The following is a 16,332-nucleotide window of genomic DNA, read 5'->3' on the forward strand; positions in this document are numbered from 1 at the left end:
TCTGAATCAGCATCAGTATCAGCGAGCCAATCTGAATCAACTTCAGTTTCAGCATCTGTATCAGCTTCTGAATCAACTTCTGTATCAGAATCAGTAAGTACTGTAATTTCAGAATCTGAGTCAAACAGCACATCTGTTTCTGAATCTGCAAGTAAAGTAATTTCAGAATCAGAATCAAATAGTGCTTCTGTATCTGAGTCTGTAAGTACAAGTGCGTCTGAGTCAGCAAGCACAAGCGCATCAGAATCAGCAAGCACATCAGCATCTGAGTCAGCTTCAACATCAGCGTCTGAGTCAGCAAGCACATCAGCGTCTGAATCAGCTTCAACATCAGCGTCTGAATCAGCTTCAACATCAGCGTCTGAGTCAGCTTCAACATCAGCGTCTGAATCAGCTTCAACATCAGCATCTGAGTCAGCTTCAACATCAGCATCTGAACAAGCTAAAACAGGTTCAGTTATTGTTAACTATGTAGATACAGAAGGTAACGTTCTTCAAGCACCAGTCAAAGATACAACAGATGCTCCAGTAGGAACAGATTACGACACAACTGACAATATGCCAGAAGTCATCACTACTGAGGACGGTACCAAGTATGTACGTGTTCCATCTAAGACAATTGGTTCAGAAAATGGTCAAGTAGTAGAAGGTGAAACATCTATCACTTACGTTTACCAAAAAGTTGCGAAATGGATTCCATTGATTCCAGATGTTCCAGAAAACGAACGTCCAACAACTGAGTACCCATTCGATCCAACAAAACCGGATGCAGAGATTCCAACAATCCCTACAAACCCAGAAACAGAACAACCAGTAGTACCACACGTACCAGGTTACACACCAGTGGATCCTAAGGATAATACTCCGTTGACACCAGTAGATCCAGAAGATCCATCTAAGGGTTATGTGCCACCAACACCAGAAAATCCTGGTATTGATACTCCAATCCCTTACGTACCGGTAGAAACACCTAAGACTGGTTCAGTTGTTGTTAACTACGTGGATTCTGAAGGTAATGTAATCAAGACTCCAGTTACAGATACTGATAAAGCAGCTGTAGGTACTGATTACGATACAACAGATAACAAACCAACTGAAATTGTTACTGAAGACGGTACTCGTTATGTTCTTGTTCCATCTAAGACAATCGGATCAGAAAATGGTCAAGTTGTAGAAGGTGAAACTTCTATCACTTACGTTTACCAAAAAGTTGCGAACTGGATTCCACAAATTCCTGGCGTACCTTCAACAGACTACCCAGAAGTTCCATATCCATTCGATCCAACAAATCCAGATGTGCCAGTAACACCAAACCCAGGTACAGTGATTCCTTACGTTCCAGGATATACTCCAGTTGATCCTAAGGATAATACTCCGTTGACACCAGTAGATCCAGAAGATCCATCTAAGGGTTATGTGCCACCAACACCAGAAAATCCTGGTATTGATACTCCAATCCCTTACGTACCGGTAGAAACACCTAAGACTGGTTCAGTTGTTGTTAACTACGTGGATTCTGAAGGTAATGTAATCAAGACTCCAGTTACAGATACTGATAAAGCAGCTGTAGGTACTGATTACGATACAACAGATAACAAACCAACTGAAATTGTTACTGAAGACGGTACTCGTTACATCCTTGTTCCATCTAAGACAATCGGATCAGAAAATGGTCAAGTTGTAGAAGGTGAAACATCTATCACTTACGTTTACCAAAAAGTTGCGAACTGGATTCCACAAATTCCTGGCGTACCTTCAACAGACTACCCAGAAGTTCCATATCCATTCGATCCAACAAATCCAGATGTGCCAGTAACACCAAACCCAGGTACAGTGATTCCTTACGTTCCAGGTTATGTTCCAGTTGATCCTAAGAACAACCAACCGTTGACACCGGTAGATCCAGAAGATCCATCTAAGGGTTATATTCCGCCAACACCAGAAAATCCTGGTATTGACACACCAATCCCTTATGTACCAGTGAAACCAACAACGCCAACTACACCTGTAACTCCAGGTAATGACGTGCCAAATACTGATACACCTACAACTCCAGATGCACCTAAACCAAGACCGGCAGTAGATGCTCCGGCTCCTGGTCAGAAGACTGTTCCAGCTTCACCAAAAGCAGTTCTTCCTAATACAGGTCAAGAGTCATCTGTAATGCCTACTCTATTAGGTCTTGGACTCTTGTTAGGTACTGTGGCAAGTCGTCGTAAAAAGAACGAAGACTAAGCTTAAGTATTACTCTGGAAATGATTCAGTAGTATAAGTAAAATCGAAGCTAGTTGTAACTAGCTTCGGTTTTATCATATGTGGTGAAATATACATTTTTTACCATATATGATAAAATAGAAAGAAAAAACATAGAGGTTACATGAAGAAATTTTTTACTTCTAGTCTTGTAAAACGGATTAGCTGGACCATTGCGATTCTCTTTATTTATATGTTAGGAAGATATATTCCCTTAGCAACTTTTCCTGAGAATATCCCAAATCAATCTAAATTAGCTGAAAGTTTGAATACTCTGGCTATGGTAACAGGTGGAGAACTGAGTCGCTTAAATCTGTTCTCGCTGGGGCTAAGTCCATGGATGACTAGTATGATTTTATGGCGCTTTGTTGCGACGATGAAAATAAATAAATATTTCACCGATTTTCAAAATCATGTTAGCCAAATGCTGCTCTTGTTGGCTATTGCTGCGATACAAGCTGTAGGGTATTTATCTATGATACAGTCCAATCAAGTGACGATGTTACAAAATGTATCTACGGTTATTGTCATGATTGCTGGCTCCTTTGTATTGCAGTGGTTTTCAAATATCAATACACAAATTGGTTTGGGTGGGTCATCAGCTATTATTGCAACTGGTGTGGTGCTCAATATTATTACAAGTTTGGCAAATTTAGATTCTACAATCAGTGATTCTCTACTGGCTACAGGCTTCTTTATATTGATTCTTTTATTTGCTGTTTTCATTACAATTGTTTTCTATTTGGCAGAGTATCGGATTCCAATCAAACGGATCACAATCAATAGTCGATTAGTGAAGTCTTCCTATCTTCCTATTCGGATTACTCCTGCAGGTGGTATGCCTTTTATGTATGCAATTACCTTGATGAGTTTTCCGATATTGATTCTAAATTTATTTAGCTCAGCCCATCCAGAAATTGGTTGGTTAAGAACCTTGCAGGATGAATTGGCGATTGCTTATCTTCCGGGAATCATTTTATATAATGCTATTTTATTCTTGCTTTCTTATGGGTTTGCTTATTTTAATTTGGATCCAGCAGATGTCGCTGAGAATATGCAAAAAAATGGAGATTACATTGCTCATGTACGACCAGGACGCGACACACAGCGCTATTTGACTAAGTATTTGAACCGAATGGCATTTATTGGTGCAATCTATACTTGTTTGATGGGCGGATTACCCTTGTTTATTGTTTGGTGGTTGAATCTGGATGTGAGTTTAGGGATGCTGTTGAATCAAATTTATATTGTTACAACGTTGATGCTTTCTATTGTAGAACAGGTTGATATTATTCAATCTTGGAAAAAATATCAGGATATTATATAGAAGGAGTAGGAATGTATTATTTTGTTCCATCATGGTATGGAGAGTCAAAAAAGTGGGTTGGTGAAACACCGTATTGGTTTCGGGTGATTGAACAACTGTCTTTTGATGACTCAATCCACCAGATAAAAATGTTTGAAAATAGCGATGAAGAAGCAAGAATGTTGATTCTTGGTTATCAGCCACATTTCCGCTATTTCTTACATAAATTAGATATTCATTCTACTTCGTACTGGTCCTTTTTTGATGATATTCAAGGAATTCAATCGAATTCAGTAAAAATAGTGGATTTTAAAGAATTGTCTTGGCCTGAAGGTACATATTTCATTTATTCTCCCTTTGCTGCATTGGCACGGGTGGGAGATCAACTATTGGCAGAAATTCATTTTTCTGAAAATGGGACTCTTCTTGCCATTCAATTTTTCAAAGATCATCAAATGGATAAGCGTTATTTGTTTGATGATCGAGGCTTTCTGTCAAGTATTCAATTTTTTGAAAATGGTCAGTTACTTCATCATGATTTTTTGAATCAAAATGGTGTTTGGCAAGTGAGGGAGTGGCATCAACAGGACCAATATTGGTTAGAAGTCAATCCCCAATCTGATCGTGCATTTATGCGTTCGTCTTATGAATCCTGGGACCAACTCATTGAAGAACGATTAGAAGTTGTGAAGTTCAAAATGATTCGTGCGGATGATGTAGTCGTCATTGCAGCTGATCAACAACATACTGAAATGTTATTGGAAGTTTTCATCGATCATACAAAAATGGTATCTTTTTTCAGTCGTCGTTTGGATGTAAACAATCGTGACTTGGTCATGACGATACTTTCACAGTCAACAGGTGTCCTGGTCGATTCCGAAACAACTCATGATGTTTTAAATCAACTATCGGAAGAAGAAGGGCTACCAACAGACTCAATTTACAGAATGACTCCTTTTGATACTCGGTTGCGTTTGGGACAGAGTCACAATATGAAAGAAATGATATTGTATTGTTTGGTTGATGGAATTTCTGATGTGCATCTCGACCGCGCATTAAAAGGATTACTAGGTTTGGTTGAAGAAAATCCCTTGCTTTCTTTGCATTTTGTGACCTATAAAAGACAATATCCTTTGACGGCATTAGAACAAAAGGTTAAAGATATCATTTATTCAACGTACGATCCATCTAAATTCTTTTCGCCTAAGTCGGATAGTGGTGAGAACCAAATTGATACGCAAGAAGAGGTGGAAACGAACCGTGTCACTTTTAGCTTGTTTTCAACAGAGGAACAAATTATTCAGGCATTAGATACTGCTCGTCTTTATATTGATCTTTCAGAAACTCCTGACCTCTATTCGCAAATTGCTAGTTTGAGTGCAGGGATTCCTCAAATTTTACTTGTTCAGTCGGATTTTGTAAAAAATCATGTAAATGGCTGGATTTTAACTGATGTAGAAGAGATAAACAAGGCGGTACACTATTTTTGTGATGGTTTAGCCAACTGGAATCAATCATTGGTTGGAGCAGTTGAACGAATGAGTGATTATACTAGTGGTCGATTGATAGAACAATGGAAGGAATTTGTTAAGAAATAATGGGAATCATGCATATCTTACAAGTTGGTGAGTCAGATTGGTTCGCTTCAGCTGAGGTGCCAGAAGGTATTGAATGGCATTTCGCTAGTCCGAATGATCTGAGAGATATGGCGAACCAGGATGATGAAGAGACAGAATTATCTCTGTTATTAAAAGCAGGTGGAAAACCGTTACTACTTAGTGCCCTCCTAGTGACGTCATCTGTTGAAGAAAGTGAATTAGAAATCCTATCTCCTTACTTGGATCCCTATACGACCTTTTTAGATGAAAATGGTCATATTTTGAATAAAGAAAAAAGAGGTTTCTTCGCCCGTCTTTGCCCTAGAGAATTACCTCAAAAAGCTAGTAGAGAAGAAACTCTTCGATTTTTACAGAAAAACCTGTTTTCTGGTCAATATGGGGATAAGTTAAAGGTTACGGATATAGATATCATGCCTACTTTTCAGGGTGAGGTTGTCTATGATGGGTTTGTCAAAGTTGATTTTGATGGATTTTTTGGTCATGATTTTCAACCACTTTTTACCTATCGTTACAATATAATGGCAGATGAGAAATTGACAGAAATATGGCAAGAATATATTAAAGACGATACTTGTCAGCTTGCTCTTGAAGTTGTTTCCTTATCAAAGGGTAGTATTTCTGATATTCTTGACAGACGAATGTATACTGAAGAAGACCTTGCTGCTCCAATTCAATTGCCAGATATTGATTCAGTTGGTTATTATTGTTTAACCTTCTTTGCGAAAGGTCAAGGTAAAATTAGTGTTGGTTCGTGCCATAGACGATTTTCTCGATCAGGTCTTGGTCAATTTATTATGGGTGGAATGCGACATGTTGATGAAAATCGTCAAGAAATTTTCACCTATTTTCATCCAGGGGATATGAAACCTCCATTGAACGTGTATTTTTCGGGTTTCCGTCCAGCGGAAGGGTTCGAAGGGTACTATATGATGAAAAAAATGGGTGCTCCGTTCCTTTTAGTTTCAGATCCTCGTTTAGAGGGCGGATGTTTCTATTTGGGAACGGACTCATTGGAACAGCAGATTGTACAAGCCATTCGTGATGCTTTGGACTATTTGGATTTTGACTCGAGTCAATTGATTTTATCAGGCTTGTCAATGGGCGCATTTGGTGGACTATATTATGCAAGTTGGTTAGAACCCCATGCGGTTGTTGTTGGGAAACCTTTTACCAATCTTGGCGATGTCGTTACAAATTTGAAACTGAAACGCCCTGACGAGTTTGAAACAAGTGGTGATATGCTCCATAATGTAGTCGGACGGAATGAGACTACGGGTATACAGTTGTTTAACTTGCGTTTTTGGGAAAAGTTTGCACAGGCTGATTTTTCAAAAACAAAATTTGCAATTGCCTATATGGAGAATGATGATTATGACCCAGAGGCTATTTGGCGACTCATTGATTTTATGTCAGAAGATCAAGTCCATATTTTTGCCAAAGGATATGAAGGGCGTCATAACGACAATAGTATGGCTATCAATAAGTGGTTTTTGAATCAATATTATAAAATTCTATCGCATGATTTTGAAAGGAATATATAATGGAAGAAAATTTGATCGCTGAGATTACTTGGGGACCAGTTAGCCGGACTTCTGATTATGTTTATGCATCGATGATCCAACAAAAAGGAACCAAAATTCTTTTTGATAATCGGTACTTTGCATCAGGGAAAACGATTAAAACATGGCTTTCTAAGACAAATTTTCAGGCAAATCGAATGGCTCCCCCATTACCTCTCTTAGCACCTGGAAGAGAGTATTCTGTTAGAAAGCACTTTACTTCAGAGCCTGAAGGAACTGTCTATCTACAATTTCATTATTATAATCGGCAAAATGAATTGATTGATACAGAGATATTGAAAGATACGGATGAAAGGTTTACTCTTCCAAAAGATACGTTTTGGTATCAATTGAGTATTGTTGGAGCTGGGTGTCACGCAGTTATTTTTGAAAAGATTGCAATCTATGGACAAATTGATCAGCGTGAATTATTCCTAGAAGAAGGATTAAATCTTCAGTATAAAAGGAAAGATTTACCTTCTGAGTTATTCTTAGTTAAAGATTTTATTCAAACAGTTACAGATGAAGGAGTTTAATGAACACATTATCACGTTCCTCATTGATGAATCAATGGAGATTGATTAGAATTAAACGATTGGCACGGAAAGTCAATGACCTAAAAAAACGGTATCAAGCAATGAGTGATGAGGAGCTGCAAGCGCAAACTCCTCTCTTTAGAGAGCGTTTGGCAAATGGTGAAACGCTAAATGATATCATGGTTGAAGCCTTTGCAGTTTGTCGTGAGGCCTCTCTTCGAGTTTTGGGGAAATTTCCATATGATGTTCAGGTCATGGGTGCTGTCGCTCTTCATTTGGGGTGTATCGCTGAAATGAAGACCGGAGAAGGTAAAACCCTCACAGCTACAATGCCTTTGTATCTTAATGGACTGTCTGGTAAAGGGGCGATTCTCGTAACGACCAATGAATACTTAGCTAAAAGGGATGCTGAGGAAATGGGCGAGTTGTATCGTTTTCTTGGTTTGACAGTTGGTATAGGTGTTTTTGAGGAAGGGTATGATCCAGAGGTTGAAGAAAAGCGGGCTGTGTACGACGCAGACATTACGTATACGACTGGTGCTGGTCTTGGTTTTGACTATTTATTGGATAATTTGGCCGCTTCAACACAGCAAAAATTTATGAGAGACTTTCATTATGTGATTGTCGATGAGGCAGACGCGGTATTATTGGATATTGCACAAACGCCATTGATTATTTCTGGTTCCCCACGTGTTCAGTCAAACCTATTTGATACCTGTGATCGTTTTGTCCGAACTTTAAAAGTTGATGAAGATTACTACTTGAATCTGGATAAAAAAGAAGTTTATTTGACGGAGCAAGGTATCGATCAAGCTGAGCGGTATTTCACCATAGATGATCTCTATGCTGAGGATATGTGGGAGTTGAACCGTCAAATTAATTTGGCGCTAAGAGCTCATCATATTTTCAAAAGGGATGTGGATTATGTCATTCAAGATGAGGAAGTCAAACTATTAGATCTACGATCTGGACGAATTTTGGAAGGTACACGTCTCCAATCAGGAATACATCAGGCTATAGAAGCCAAAGAGGGTGTTCCCAAAACAACTGAGAGTAGAGCTATGGGATCCGTAACCTATCAAAGTCTATTTAATATGTTTCCAACCTTATCTGGGATGACAGGTACTGGTCGAGATGCGGAAGAGGAGTTAATTAAGACCTATAAGATTCCTGTTGTTGCTATTCCGACCAATTTACCGATTCAGCGGATAGATCACCCAGATAAAATTTATGCTACTCTGCCAGAAAAATTGATTGCTACGATTGAGCTTGTAAAAGAGTTACATGCTGTTGGTCGACCAATTCTCCTTGTATCCGGTAGTGTGGAAATTACACAAATTTATTCTCAACTTCTTTTACACGAAGGGATTGCCCATAATACCTTAACAGCAAACAATGTGTCTAAGGAAGCTATGATAATTAAAGAAGCGGGACAATTTGGAAATGTGACTTGTGCAACTGTTCTTGCTGGTCGCGGGACAGATATAAAACTTGGTCCTGGCGTTGCAGAGCTTGGTGGTTTGGCGGTAATCGGTACAGAACGTATGATTAATACCCGTATGGATGGCCAACTTAGAGGTCGTGCTGGACGTCAGGGAGAACCAGGAATGTCACAATTCTTTGTTTCTTTAGAAGATGAATTAATTATGACTCACGGTCCAAAATGGGTTAAACGTTATTTTGATAAACGAAATAACGAGGAACATTCTCAATACGGAAAACCTTTAAAAGGTAGACGGTTCCATAGCATGGTCCGAAATGCTCAAACTCGTGCAGAAGATGAGGCTGTTCAAATGCGTCACAATACGGTGCAATTTGATGAGAGTATGCGCGTGCAAAGAGGAAAAATATATAATCTTCGTAATCGTTTAATGTCTGATGAGGCAGATTTAGAAAATCGTATTCTTGAAATTTTTGAAGCTGAACTAGATCGCTTATGTGATAGGAAAGGTGAACTCACCTATCAACAGATTCGTCGGTATATTCTAGAAAATATCACATATAATTTCAGGAAATTCCCAGAAAATTTTCAATTAAGTGATACTGAAGCGGTAAAATCTTTGGTTAGAAAGTTGATGGATAGGGAATTAACTGTCAAAAGAGCTCAATTTAATCAACGGGAAGAATTGCTTGAATTTTATCGTGTTTCTGTATTGAAAGCAATTGATGAATGTTGGGTTGAAGAGGTAGATAGTCTTCAACAATTAAAGGGATTGGTAACTTCTAGGGCTTTGGCTCAGCGAAATAATATTTATGAATATTACAAAGAGTCCCTAACAACCTATCAAGAAATGACACAGATGGTACATCAGAAAATTGTACGCAATATTCTCTTGAGTACGATCGAAACGGCTCCTAATGGGAAACAATCGGTTTATTACGTTTAAAAAGGAAAAATAATGACTGTTTATAATATCAACAAAGGCATTGGTTGGGCCAGCAGTGGTGTTGAATATGCTCAGGTTTATCGAGCGGCAATTTTCCGCAAATTGAATCTTGATGCAAAATTTATCTTCACGGATATGTTTCAGAATGAAAACATTGCCCATTTCACTGCAAATATTGGTTTTGAAAATCATGAAGTTATCTGGCTCTATAGTTACTTTACCGATGTAGAGACGCATGAGACGACTTACTCTTTGGAAGAATTGTTAGCAACCCTACCAAAAAATATTGTCCTAGAGTCGCAATCTCCAACTGCTTTGCGCTATCGTATTGAAAATAAGGATGCAGCAATCTTAATTTTCTTTAAGAAAGATTGTCCAACAATCGTTCAAAGGGTGGAGTACCTTAGTAAGGGGAAATTGATTCGTAAGGATTATTATAGTTATACAAAAGTATTTTCGGAGTATTATGTTCCAGAAAACGACTCTCCTAAGTTGTACCGTCGTGTCTTTTTCCATCAAGATGGTAGTATAGCCTATGAAGAATTGGTTCAAGGTCAGAAAAGTCTTTTCCGTTTTTCAGATGCCATTCTCTATTCCAAAGAGGAGCTTATTGCCCGTATGTTGGATAGCCTAAAGCTGACGAAAAAAGATATTATTCTTTTGGACCGGGCAACTGGTATTGGGCAAGCTGTTATGAGACATAAAGGAGATGCCAAATTAGGTGTGGTAGTTCATGCGGAGCATTACAGTATTGGTAATACAACAGATCAAGCAATTTTGTGGAATAATTTCTACGATTACCAGTTTACTCAAGCAAGTGAAGTGGATGCCTTTATCACATCTACAGATGCGCAGACTGAAACGCTTTCTCGACAATTTAAGCACTATTATGGTATCGAACCAAATGTCGTTACTCTCCCTGTAGGAAGTCTAGACCAATTGATGGAGTCAGAAAAGGGCAGAAAAGCCTTTTCTACGTTGACTTGTTCCCGTCTTGCTTCTGAAAAACATATTGACTGGCTGATTGAAGGTGTTACCCTTGCTCGTAAGGAGTTGCCTCAATTAACTTTTGATATTTATGGTGAAGGTGGGCAACGTGGTCCATTAGCAAAATTGATTGAAGAAAAGCATGCTACGGATTACATTCGGCTTATGGGGCATCAGGACTTAACGACAATTTATCAGGATTATGAAGTTTATCTGACTGCTTCAACGAGTGAAGGTTTTGGATTGACCTTGATGGAAGCTGTCGGTTCTGGTTTAGCAATGATTGGACTAGATGTTCCGTATGGGAATCAGACTTTTATCATGGATGGTAAAAATGGTTACCTTATTCCTAGGGTACAACCGGATAATCCAATCACCTACGCTGAAGCATTTGCGCGTGAGTTGGTTCGATTGTATCAAGGAGAATTGTCAACTTACCATAATACTTCTTATGAAGTAGCAGAGGAATTTTTAACAACACGTTTGGAGGAGAAGTGGTTGTCATTTATTAAGGAGATCACACAATGATTCAAATTTATGATCAATTTTTAGAAGCGAGTGAAGACTTATTTCATTCTTTATCGGTCTCTGGATTTGATGGTCCTGCTATTGTGTTGCAAGATGATGGATTCTTGCCAGAAGGGGTTACGTCGGCCTATGCCTATTTTTCTGGAATGGATCAAGTCAGTGGTAAACCGCTTTATTTCAATCAAGTTCCAACACAGCATTTTTGGGAAATTACTGGTACTAGTAAAGAGGCAGAAATTTGGGATTATGATATTCTAAAAGGGAAAATCTTTTTTGCAACACCAGGCTATCGTCGTTTTGTGAAGGCTGTAGATTGGTATGATCGTAGTGGTAAAGTGATTACTTCTGATCATTATAATAAAAATGGTTACCTGTTTTCAAAAACATTTTTTGATGAACAAGAGCGCGTGTATAGTCGTGCTTACTATGATCCTTCGGGGCGAGAGGTTATCTTAGAGAATTTTGTAACGCAAGATATTATTTTAGAGTGGCAAGGGCAAACATATTTATTTCATGGTAAAGTGGAGTTTTATAGATTCTTTATCGATTGTTTAGGAATCGATCAAAGTCGTGTCTCATTTAATTCTCTATCGTTTCCATTCTTCATTGCCAATCAATTGCCTACAGAAGGAGAAAACATTCTTTTCTGGCAGGAAAATCTTAATGGTTCTGTTCCTGGAAATATGCTTGCTATGTTGGCGAATAAGGCTCGTAAGCAAACGATCATTGTCCAAAAATATCAAGTATATACAGAACTGCTTGGACTTCTTCCTGAGGAATACCATGCTCAAGTTCATTATCTTGGTTTTATTTATCCAAGCCATCGCGAGAATTCGGGTAATAAGAGTATTTTAATTGTGACAAATTCGGATCAGTTAGAGCAAATCGACTTCCTTTTAGCTGGATTGCCAGAGTATCATTTTCATATTGCAGCCTTAACTGAAATGTCTCAACGTTTGATGGCATATGGTTCAAGAAGTCAGGTCACTCTTTATCCTAATGTTACTCCTGCATTATTGAATCAATTAGTAGATGAATGTGATCTCTATTTTGATATTAATCATGGTTCAGAAATTGATGGTCAGGTTCGTAGGGCATTTGAAAATAATCAAGCGATTTTCGCTTTTGTCAATACGAGTCATAATGCTACTTTGACCTTACCTGAAAATATTATTTTGCGGAGTAAGCCTGATTTATTTATTCAACGAGTCAAGCAGTATGAACAAGATCCAAAAGCTTTCATCTCACGCCAACGTCTGTCTACTGGTCAAGAACTAGTTGAAAATTATCAAAAGGTACTTGAATGAGGAGGTTACTATGGCAAAAGAAAATTCACTCTTAAAAGAAGATATTGAAAAACGAATTCATCAGGCCAGACATGTTGAAGCATCAGAGGAAAAGAAAAAGAAACCGCTCATCTATATTTTGTTGATTCTTTTAATGACGCTGGCAGTCGTATTTTCACTGGTTGGACAGCTCTTATCAATTTTTAAATAAAGAATGAAAAACGATTTCCAGTTTGTAGGAAATCGTTTTTTTTTTTTTTTCATATTTAATTTTTAATTGGTCCATTTGCACTGGCTTCTACAGCATCCTTAATGGTTGTTGCAAAGATTGTTGCTCCATCTGTTTCGAGATTGAAATGCACAAGGTCTGTATTAATCCAGATGTTTGGATTATCTTTTGCGGCTTGGTACCAGTCAGCAATTGAAATATAATCATATTTATCAGCCAATTCTTTTTCGTATTGACCTGTCTGATAAGCAAGTGAATTGCTTGGGGTGTAATTTCCATCATATGGTGTGACAAAGATGAGTCTGTGCCCTTTAGGAAATTCTTTGACAAGCTGATCTAATAATTCTTGATAATTATCACTTGTATTTGTCCCTAGAGCAACTACAACAGTTTGTTTCAGGGTATTGTTCTGTTTATATAAACTAATTAAGCCAGCAATTTCTGTTAAATGACGGCTAACTGTTCCATCGATTTGTGCGTCAGGTAAAGCAGTTTGAACAGCTGTGCTAGCACGGACTGTAACAGAGTCACCGAAAATGGTTACTCCTTCTTGAATTTCATATCCAGTTGCTTGAGCATTCTCAACTCCAGAACGAGTGATTGTCAATTGCGTTTGTGCTTGGTAAAGAGAACTAACCATGTTTTCTTTGTCAAAGTTTCCTAGTTTAGGTGCAAAGAGGCAGATAACGAGGTTTATTAGGATTAGAATCGAAAAACCAATGGTGATTTGCTTATTAAATGGCTTCAAGTCGACTGCTAGTCCAAATATTTTTCCAACTTTACCAGCAACATACGGTTCCCAAATGTAGAAGGAAATAGTTGAGAGAATAGTAGAAAAAATGAGAGAAAGGATAACAGCAACGATACTTGGTAGTAATTGAGAAAAGATGATTAATAATGGCCAATGGAAGAGATACATTCCATAAGAAATATTGGCAATAAATAAGATAGCCTTTGGTTCGGAAATATTTGGTGTTTTCTCATGAAGAATTCGAGCGGAGAAGATCATTGCAGCTGTTGCCAAACCGGACAAGAGGAAACCAAAGAGGTAAGTCCAAATAGAACTGAATTGAAGGAAGAAGAGAAGGAGTAACTCAATACCGAGGCCTGCTGCAAAAATGAGTAATAGGTTTCGGATTGAGATTTGTTCAACCAGCTTGTGGAATGAGGATGTCGTTTGCTTAATTCCCACTATTGTCGCTAAAATGCTTCCGATAAAGAATGGGAATATATGTGTAAAGGTTGAGTAATAAATGGTTGACTGGTTGCTGACAAAAAAGCTAGAAATGAACATTCCCAAGAAACTGAAGAGAAATAGAATACTTGAACTGAGGAAAATGGTTCCTCTCAGTTGTCCAATTGTTCGAGCAGTTCTTGCCATGAACCAGATAAATCCTGCCCAGATGATATAGAATTGCATCTCAATAGCGAGTGTCCAAGTATGTACGAACAGATGAGGAGAAAACTGGTTTTCATAGCTTCCACCAGATAGGATTTCAAAAAAGTTTGTTACAAAACCTAAAGCAGCAGTGATTTGACTACCGATATTAGCGATGAAGTCATTCCGAATGGTCAGTGCAAGTGGAACGACGAGCAAGATAGTCAGTACTAGAGGTGGTAGAATGCGATAGATTCTACGACGGAAAAAGGCAATGATGTCAATTTTTTTGTGTGCTGCAAATTCATCAATAAGCAGAGCAGTTGTCAGATAACCAGACAGGGTAAAGAATAGGTCTACCCCAACAAAGCCACCTGGGAATTGTTTAATAAAATAGTGATAAAGTAAGACAAATAACAGTCCAATAACCCTAATAACCGATAACCATTTAATTCGCATGCTGATAAATCCCCTGTTTAAATGTTCCTTCGTATGTTGCTTGTCCTTCGGTGGTTAGTTTTCCTTTTCCATCCGCATAGCCATTTTTGAATTGACCAGTGTAGGTCCATCCTTGAGCTGACTTATAGGTTCCTTTTCCATTGAAAATTCCATTGGAGAATTCCCCTTCATAAGTATCTCCATTTTCAAAGGTCAGTTTTCCTTGACCATTCATTTTAGAGGCGACAACATACCCTTCATACTTGATTTTTCCATTATCTAGGGTTAGGACTTCCTTGCTACTCATTCGTCCAGCAAAGGTAAACAGTGCACACAAGGCTAATAGGATAACGGTCGCAATTTCAATATTCTTGCGCGTTAGATGAGGTTTAATTGATGATAATTGTAACTCTTTCATAGAAATTCACTTTCAATATATTTGATTCCGAACTTTAATCATACCGGAATAAGATGCCGACAGAATCAAATACAGTTTACCATTTTTTTACAAATATTACAAAAATATTACACAGAGAAATTTATTTTTGGTTTCTGTTTTGCAATCTATCTAGCCATTTGGAACAGCCTTCTCTTACTATCTCATAAGTTTCATTAAAGTCACCAGTGTACCATGGATCTGGAACGGATTGGTCAGTAAATTGGAATATTTTATCTTGGGCAGAAGAAGGGGCCATTCTTTTCAGGTCTTGGACATTCTGACTGTCCATTCCAATGATAAGGTCAAATGTTTCAAAGTCTTTCTGACTGATTTGTTGCGATGTTTTTGTGCTATCATAGCTGATATTGTGTTTTCTGAAAATATTTTGCGTTCCAGGATGAATAGGATTTCCATGTTCCCAGCTAGATGTTGCTCGGCTTTCAATATAGACCTGATTTGTTAAATCTTTCATGACAAACTCTGCCATTGGACTGCGGCAAATATTTCCAAGACAGACAAAAACTATTTTTTGCATACTATTTCCTTTCGGTACAGAAGAAAAAGGAGTTGGGTAGAATTCATACCAATTGTCTGAATTCCCCGCAACCCCTTATTTTCACATTGAGTAATAAACTTTAGGAAGTCAACCTATATGAATTAGATTATGATTTGTCTTCCTTGTCAAATGCATTTTTAATGCCTTGTACTGCGCCTTCGATGCCGTCTTTAGCATCTTCCACGAGTTCTTTAGCTTTTCCGATTCCCTTTTCGACAATTCCTTCAACTTCGATTTCCTTGTCACCAGTTAATTTACCAAGTCCTTCTTTTACTGAGCCTGATAATTGATCCAATTTTGCGCTGAATTTATCTTCTGACATAAGAATCCTCTTTTCTTTGCGTCAAGGGTGGTTACCCACCAAGTCATTCTAACTTGTAGAACATGTTGATATATCTATACTAAAATAAAATGAACTAAAAGGCAAGGGATTTGCTTGGCGACAGATTATCATTTCATTATTCATTTGAATGGCTATGACTGATTGGTTTGGTTAATTTAGAGAAAATGACTTCAAAATGAGATTATATTCGTTTATTTGATATCTTTTTTTACCGAAAAATAATAATAAAACTGGGTAAATTCTCAAAGTAAATTCTAGTTCCTGTTCTTCCAGAAGTTACTCTGAGAAAACTGCATAAAATCAACAGAATTTAGTCTCAGACTAAGTTCTGTTTTTTGACTAAACTGCTGATTCAAGGGGGATTTAGTCTTGAAAATGTTGAAAAAAGGGTACACTAAAGTTACTGGCTCTGAGACGTCTCAAAGTAAGTTCTAGTTATCTGGAATTTGGGATGGGACAAGTTCCTTTCTATTTTGAAATTATTTTTT

Annotated in this window: 13 protein-coding genes; 9 read left to right on the forward strand and 4 right to left on the reverse strand. The window is 37.9% G+C overall.

Annotation, left to right across the window (positions count from 1 at the left end):
- From K6V43_RS10180 to K6V43_RS10220, 9 genes are all read left to right on the forward strand, one after another.
- Window positions 1–2,235: MucBP domain-containing protein (locus K6V43_RS10180; protein ID WP_222382990.1), on the forward strand; the 2,235-nt coding region annotated here is incomplete at its 5' end.
- Window positions 2,236–2,377: 142 nt separating this feature from the next.
- Complete coding sequence (secY2, locus tag K6V43_RS10185) at window positions 2,378–3,580, forward strand: accessory Sec system protein translocase subunit SecY2 (RefSeq protein WP_222382992.1); 1,203 nt, start codon at window positions 2,378–2,380, stop codon at window positions 3,578–3,580.
- Between the two features lie 11 nt (window positions 3,581–3,591).
- Complete coding sequence (gene asp1 / locus K6V43_RS10190) at window positions 3,592–5,157, forward strand: accessory Sec system protein Asp1 (RefSeq protein ID WP_172007078.1); 1,566 nt, start codon at window positions 3,592–3,594, stop codon at window positions 5,155–5,157.
- Window positions 5,158–5,165: 8 nt separating this feature from the next.
- On the forward strand, window positions 5,166–6,719 hold the full coding sequence (gene asp2 / locus K6V43_RS10195; protein WP_261311826.1) for an accessory Sec system protein Asp2: 1,554 nt from the start codon (window positions 5,166–5,168) through the stop codon (window positions 6,717–6,719).
- Window positions 6,719–7,273, forward strand: coding sequence for an accessory Sec system protein Asp3 (gene asp3 / locus K6V43_RS10200; protein WP_172103335.1), 555 nt, complete (start codon window positions 6,719–6,721; stop codon window positions 7,271–7,273). The genes asp2 and asp3 overlap by 1 nt, the downstream gene beginning before the upstream one ends.
- Entirely contained in the window at window positions 7,273–9,660 is a 2,388-nt protein-coding gene (gene secA2 / locus K6V43_RS10205; RefSeq protein WP_222382996.1) for an accessory Sec system translocase SecA2, read from the forward strand. Before asp3 ends, secA2 begins: the two co-directional genes overlap by 1 nt.
- A 12-nt stretch (window positions 9,661–9,672) precedes the next feature.
- The gene (gene gtfA, locus K6V43_RS10210; RefSeq protein WP_172007081.1) at window positions 9,673–11,175 is read left to right on the forward strand and encodes an accessory Sec system glycosyltransferase GtfA; all 1,503 of its coding nucleotides are present in this window, start codon (window positions 9,673–9,675) and stop codon (window positions 11,173–11,175) included.
- Window positions 11,172–12,482 carry an accessory Sec system glycosylation chaperone GtfB gene (gene gtfB, locus K6V43_RS10215; RefSeq protein WP_222382998.1) on the forward strand — a complete coding sequence of 437 codons (1,311 nt, stop codon included), beginning with the start codon at window positions 11,172–11,174 and terminating at the stop codon, window positions 12,480–12,482. Before gtfA ends, gtfB begins: the two co-directional genes overlap by 4 nt.
- A 10-nt stretch (window positions 12,483–12,492) precedes the next feature.
- Window positions 12,493–12,672: a hypothetical protein gene (locus K6V43_RS10220; RefSeq protein WP_024404061.1), complete on the forward strand. Its 180-nt coding sequence runs from the start codon at window positions 12,493–12,495 to the stop codon at window positions 12,670–12,672.
- A 55-nt stretch (window positions 12,673–12,727) separates the two neighbouring features.
- Here the strand turns inward: K6V43_RS10220 and K6V43_RS10225 are convergent, their stop codons facing one another.
- The 4 genes from K6V43_RS10225 to K6V43_RS10240 all read right to left on the reverse strand — a co-directional run bounded on the left by K6V43_RS10225 (window position 12,728) and on the right by K6V43_RS10240 (window position 15,823).
- On the reverse strand, window positions 12,728–14,527 hold the full coding sequence (locus tag K6V43_RS10225) for an acyltransferase family protein (protein ID WP_222383000.1): 1,800 nt from the start codon (window positions 14,525–14,527) through the stop codon (window positions 12,728–12,730).
- Window positions 14,517–14,924 (reverse strand): MORN repeat-containing protein, encoded by a 408-nt coding sequence (locus K6V43_RS10230; protein ID WP_172007084.1) that lies wholly within the window; start codon window positions 14,922–14,924, stop codon window positions 14,517–14,519. The genes K6V43_RS10225 and K6V43_RS10230 overlap by 11 nt, the downstream gene beginning before the upstream one ends.
- A gap of 121 nt (window positions 14,925–15,045) precedes the next feature.
- The gene (locus K6V43_RS10235; protein WP_024405121.1) at window positions 15,046–15,480 is read right to left on the reverse strand and encodes a low molecular weight protein-tyrosine-phosphatase; all 435 of its coding nucleotides are present in this window, start codon (window positions 15,478–15,480) and stop codon (window positions 15,046–15,048) included.
- Between the two features lie 127 nt (window positions 15,481–15,607).
- The gene (locus K6V43_RS10240; protein WP_172007085.1) at window positions 15,608–15,823 is read right to left on the reverse strand and encodes a CsbD family protein; all 216 of its coding nucleotides are present in this window, start codon (window positions 15,821–15,823) and stop codon (window positions 15,608–15,610) included.
- Between the last annotated feature and the right edge of the window lie 509 nt (window positions 15,824–16,332).

This window comes from Streptococcus suis (assembly GCF_019794615.1).
GTDB lineage: Bacteria > Bacillota > Bacilli > Lactobacillales > Streptococcaceae > Streptococcus > Streptococcus suis_AI.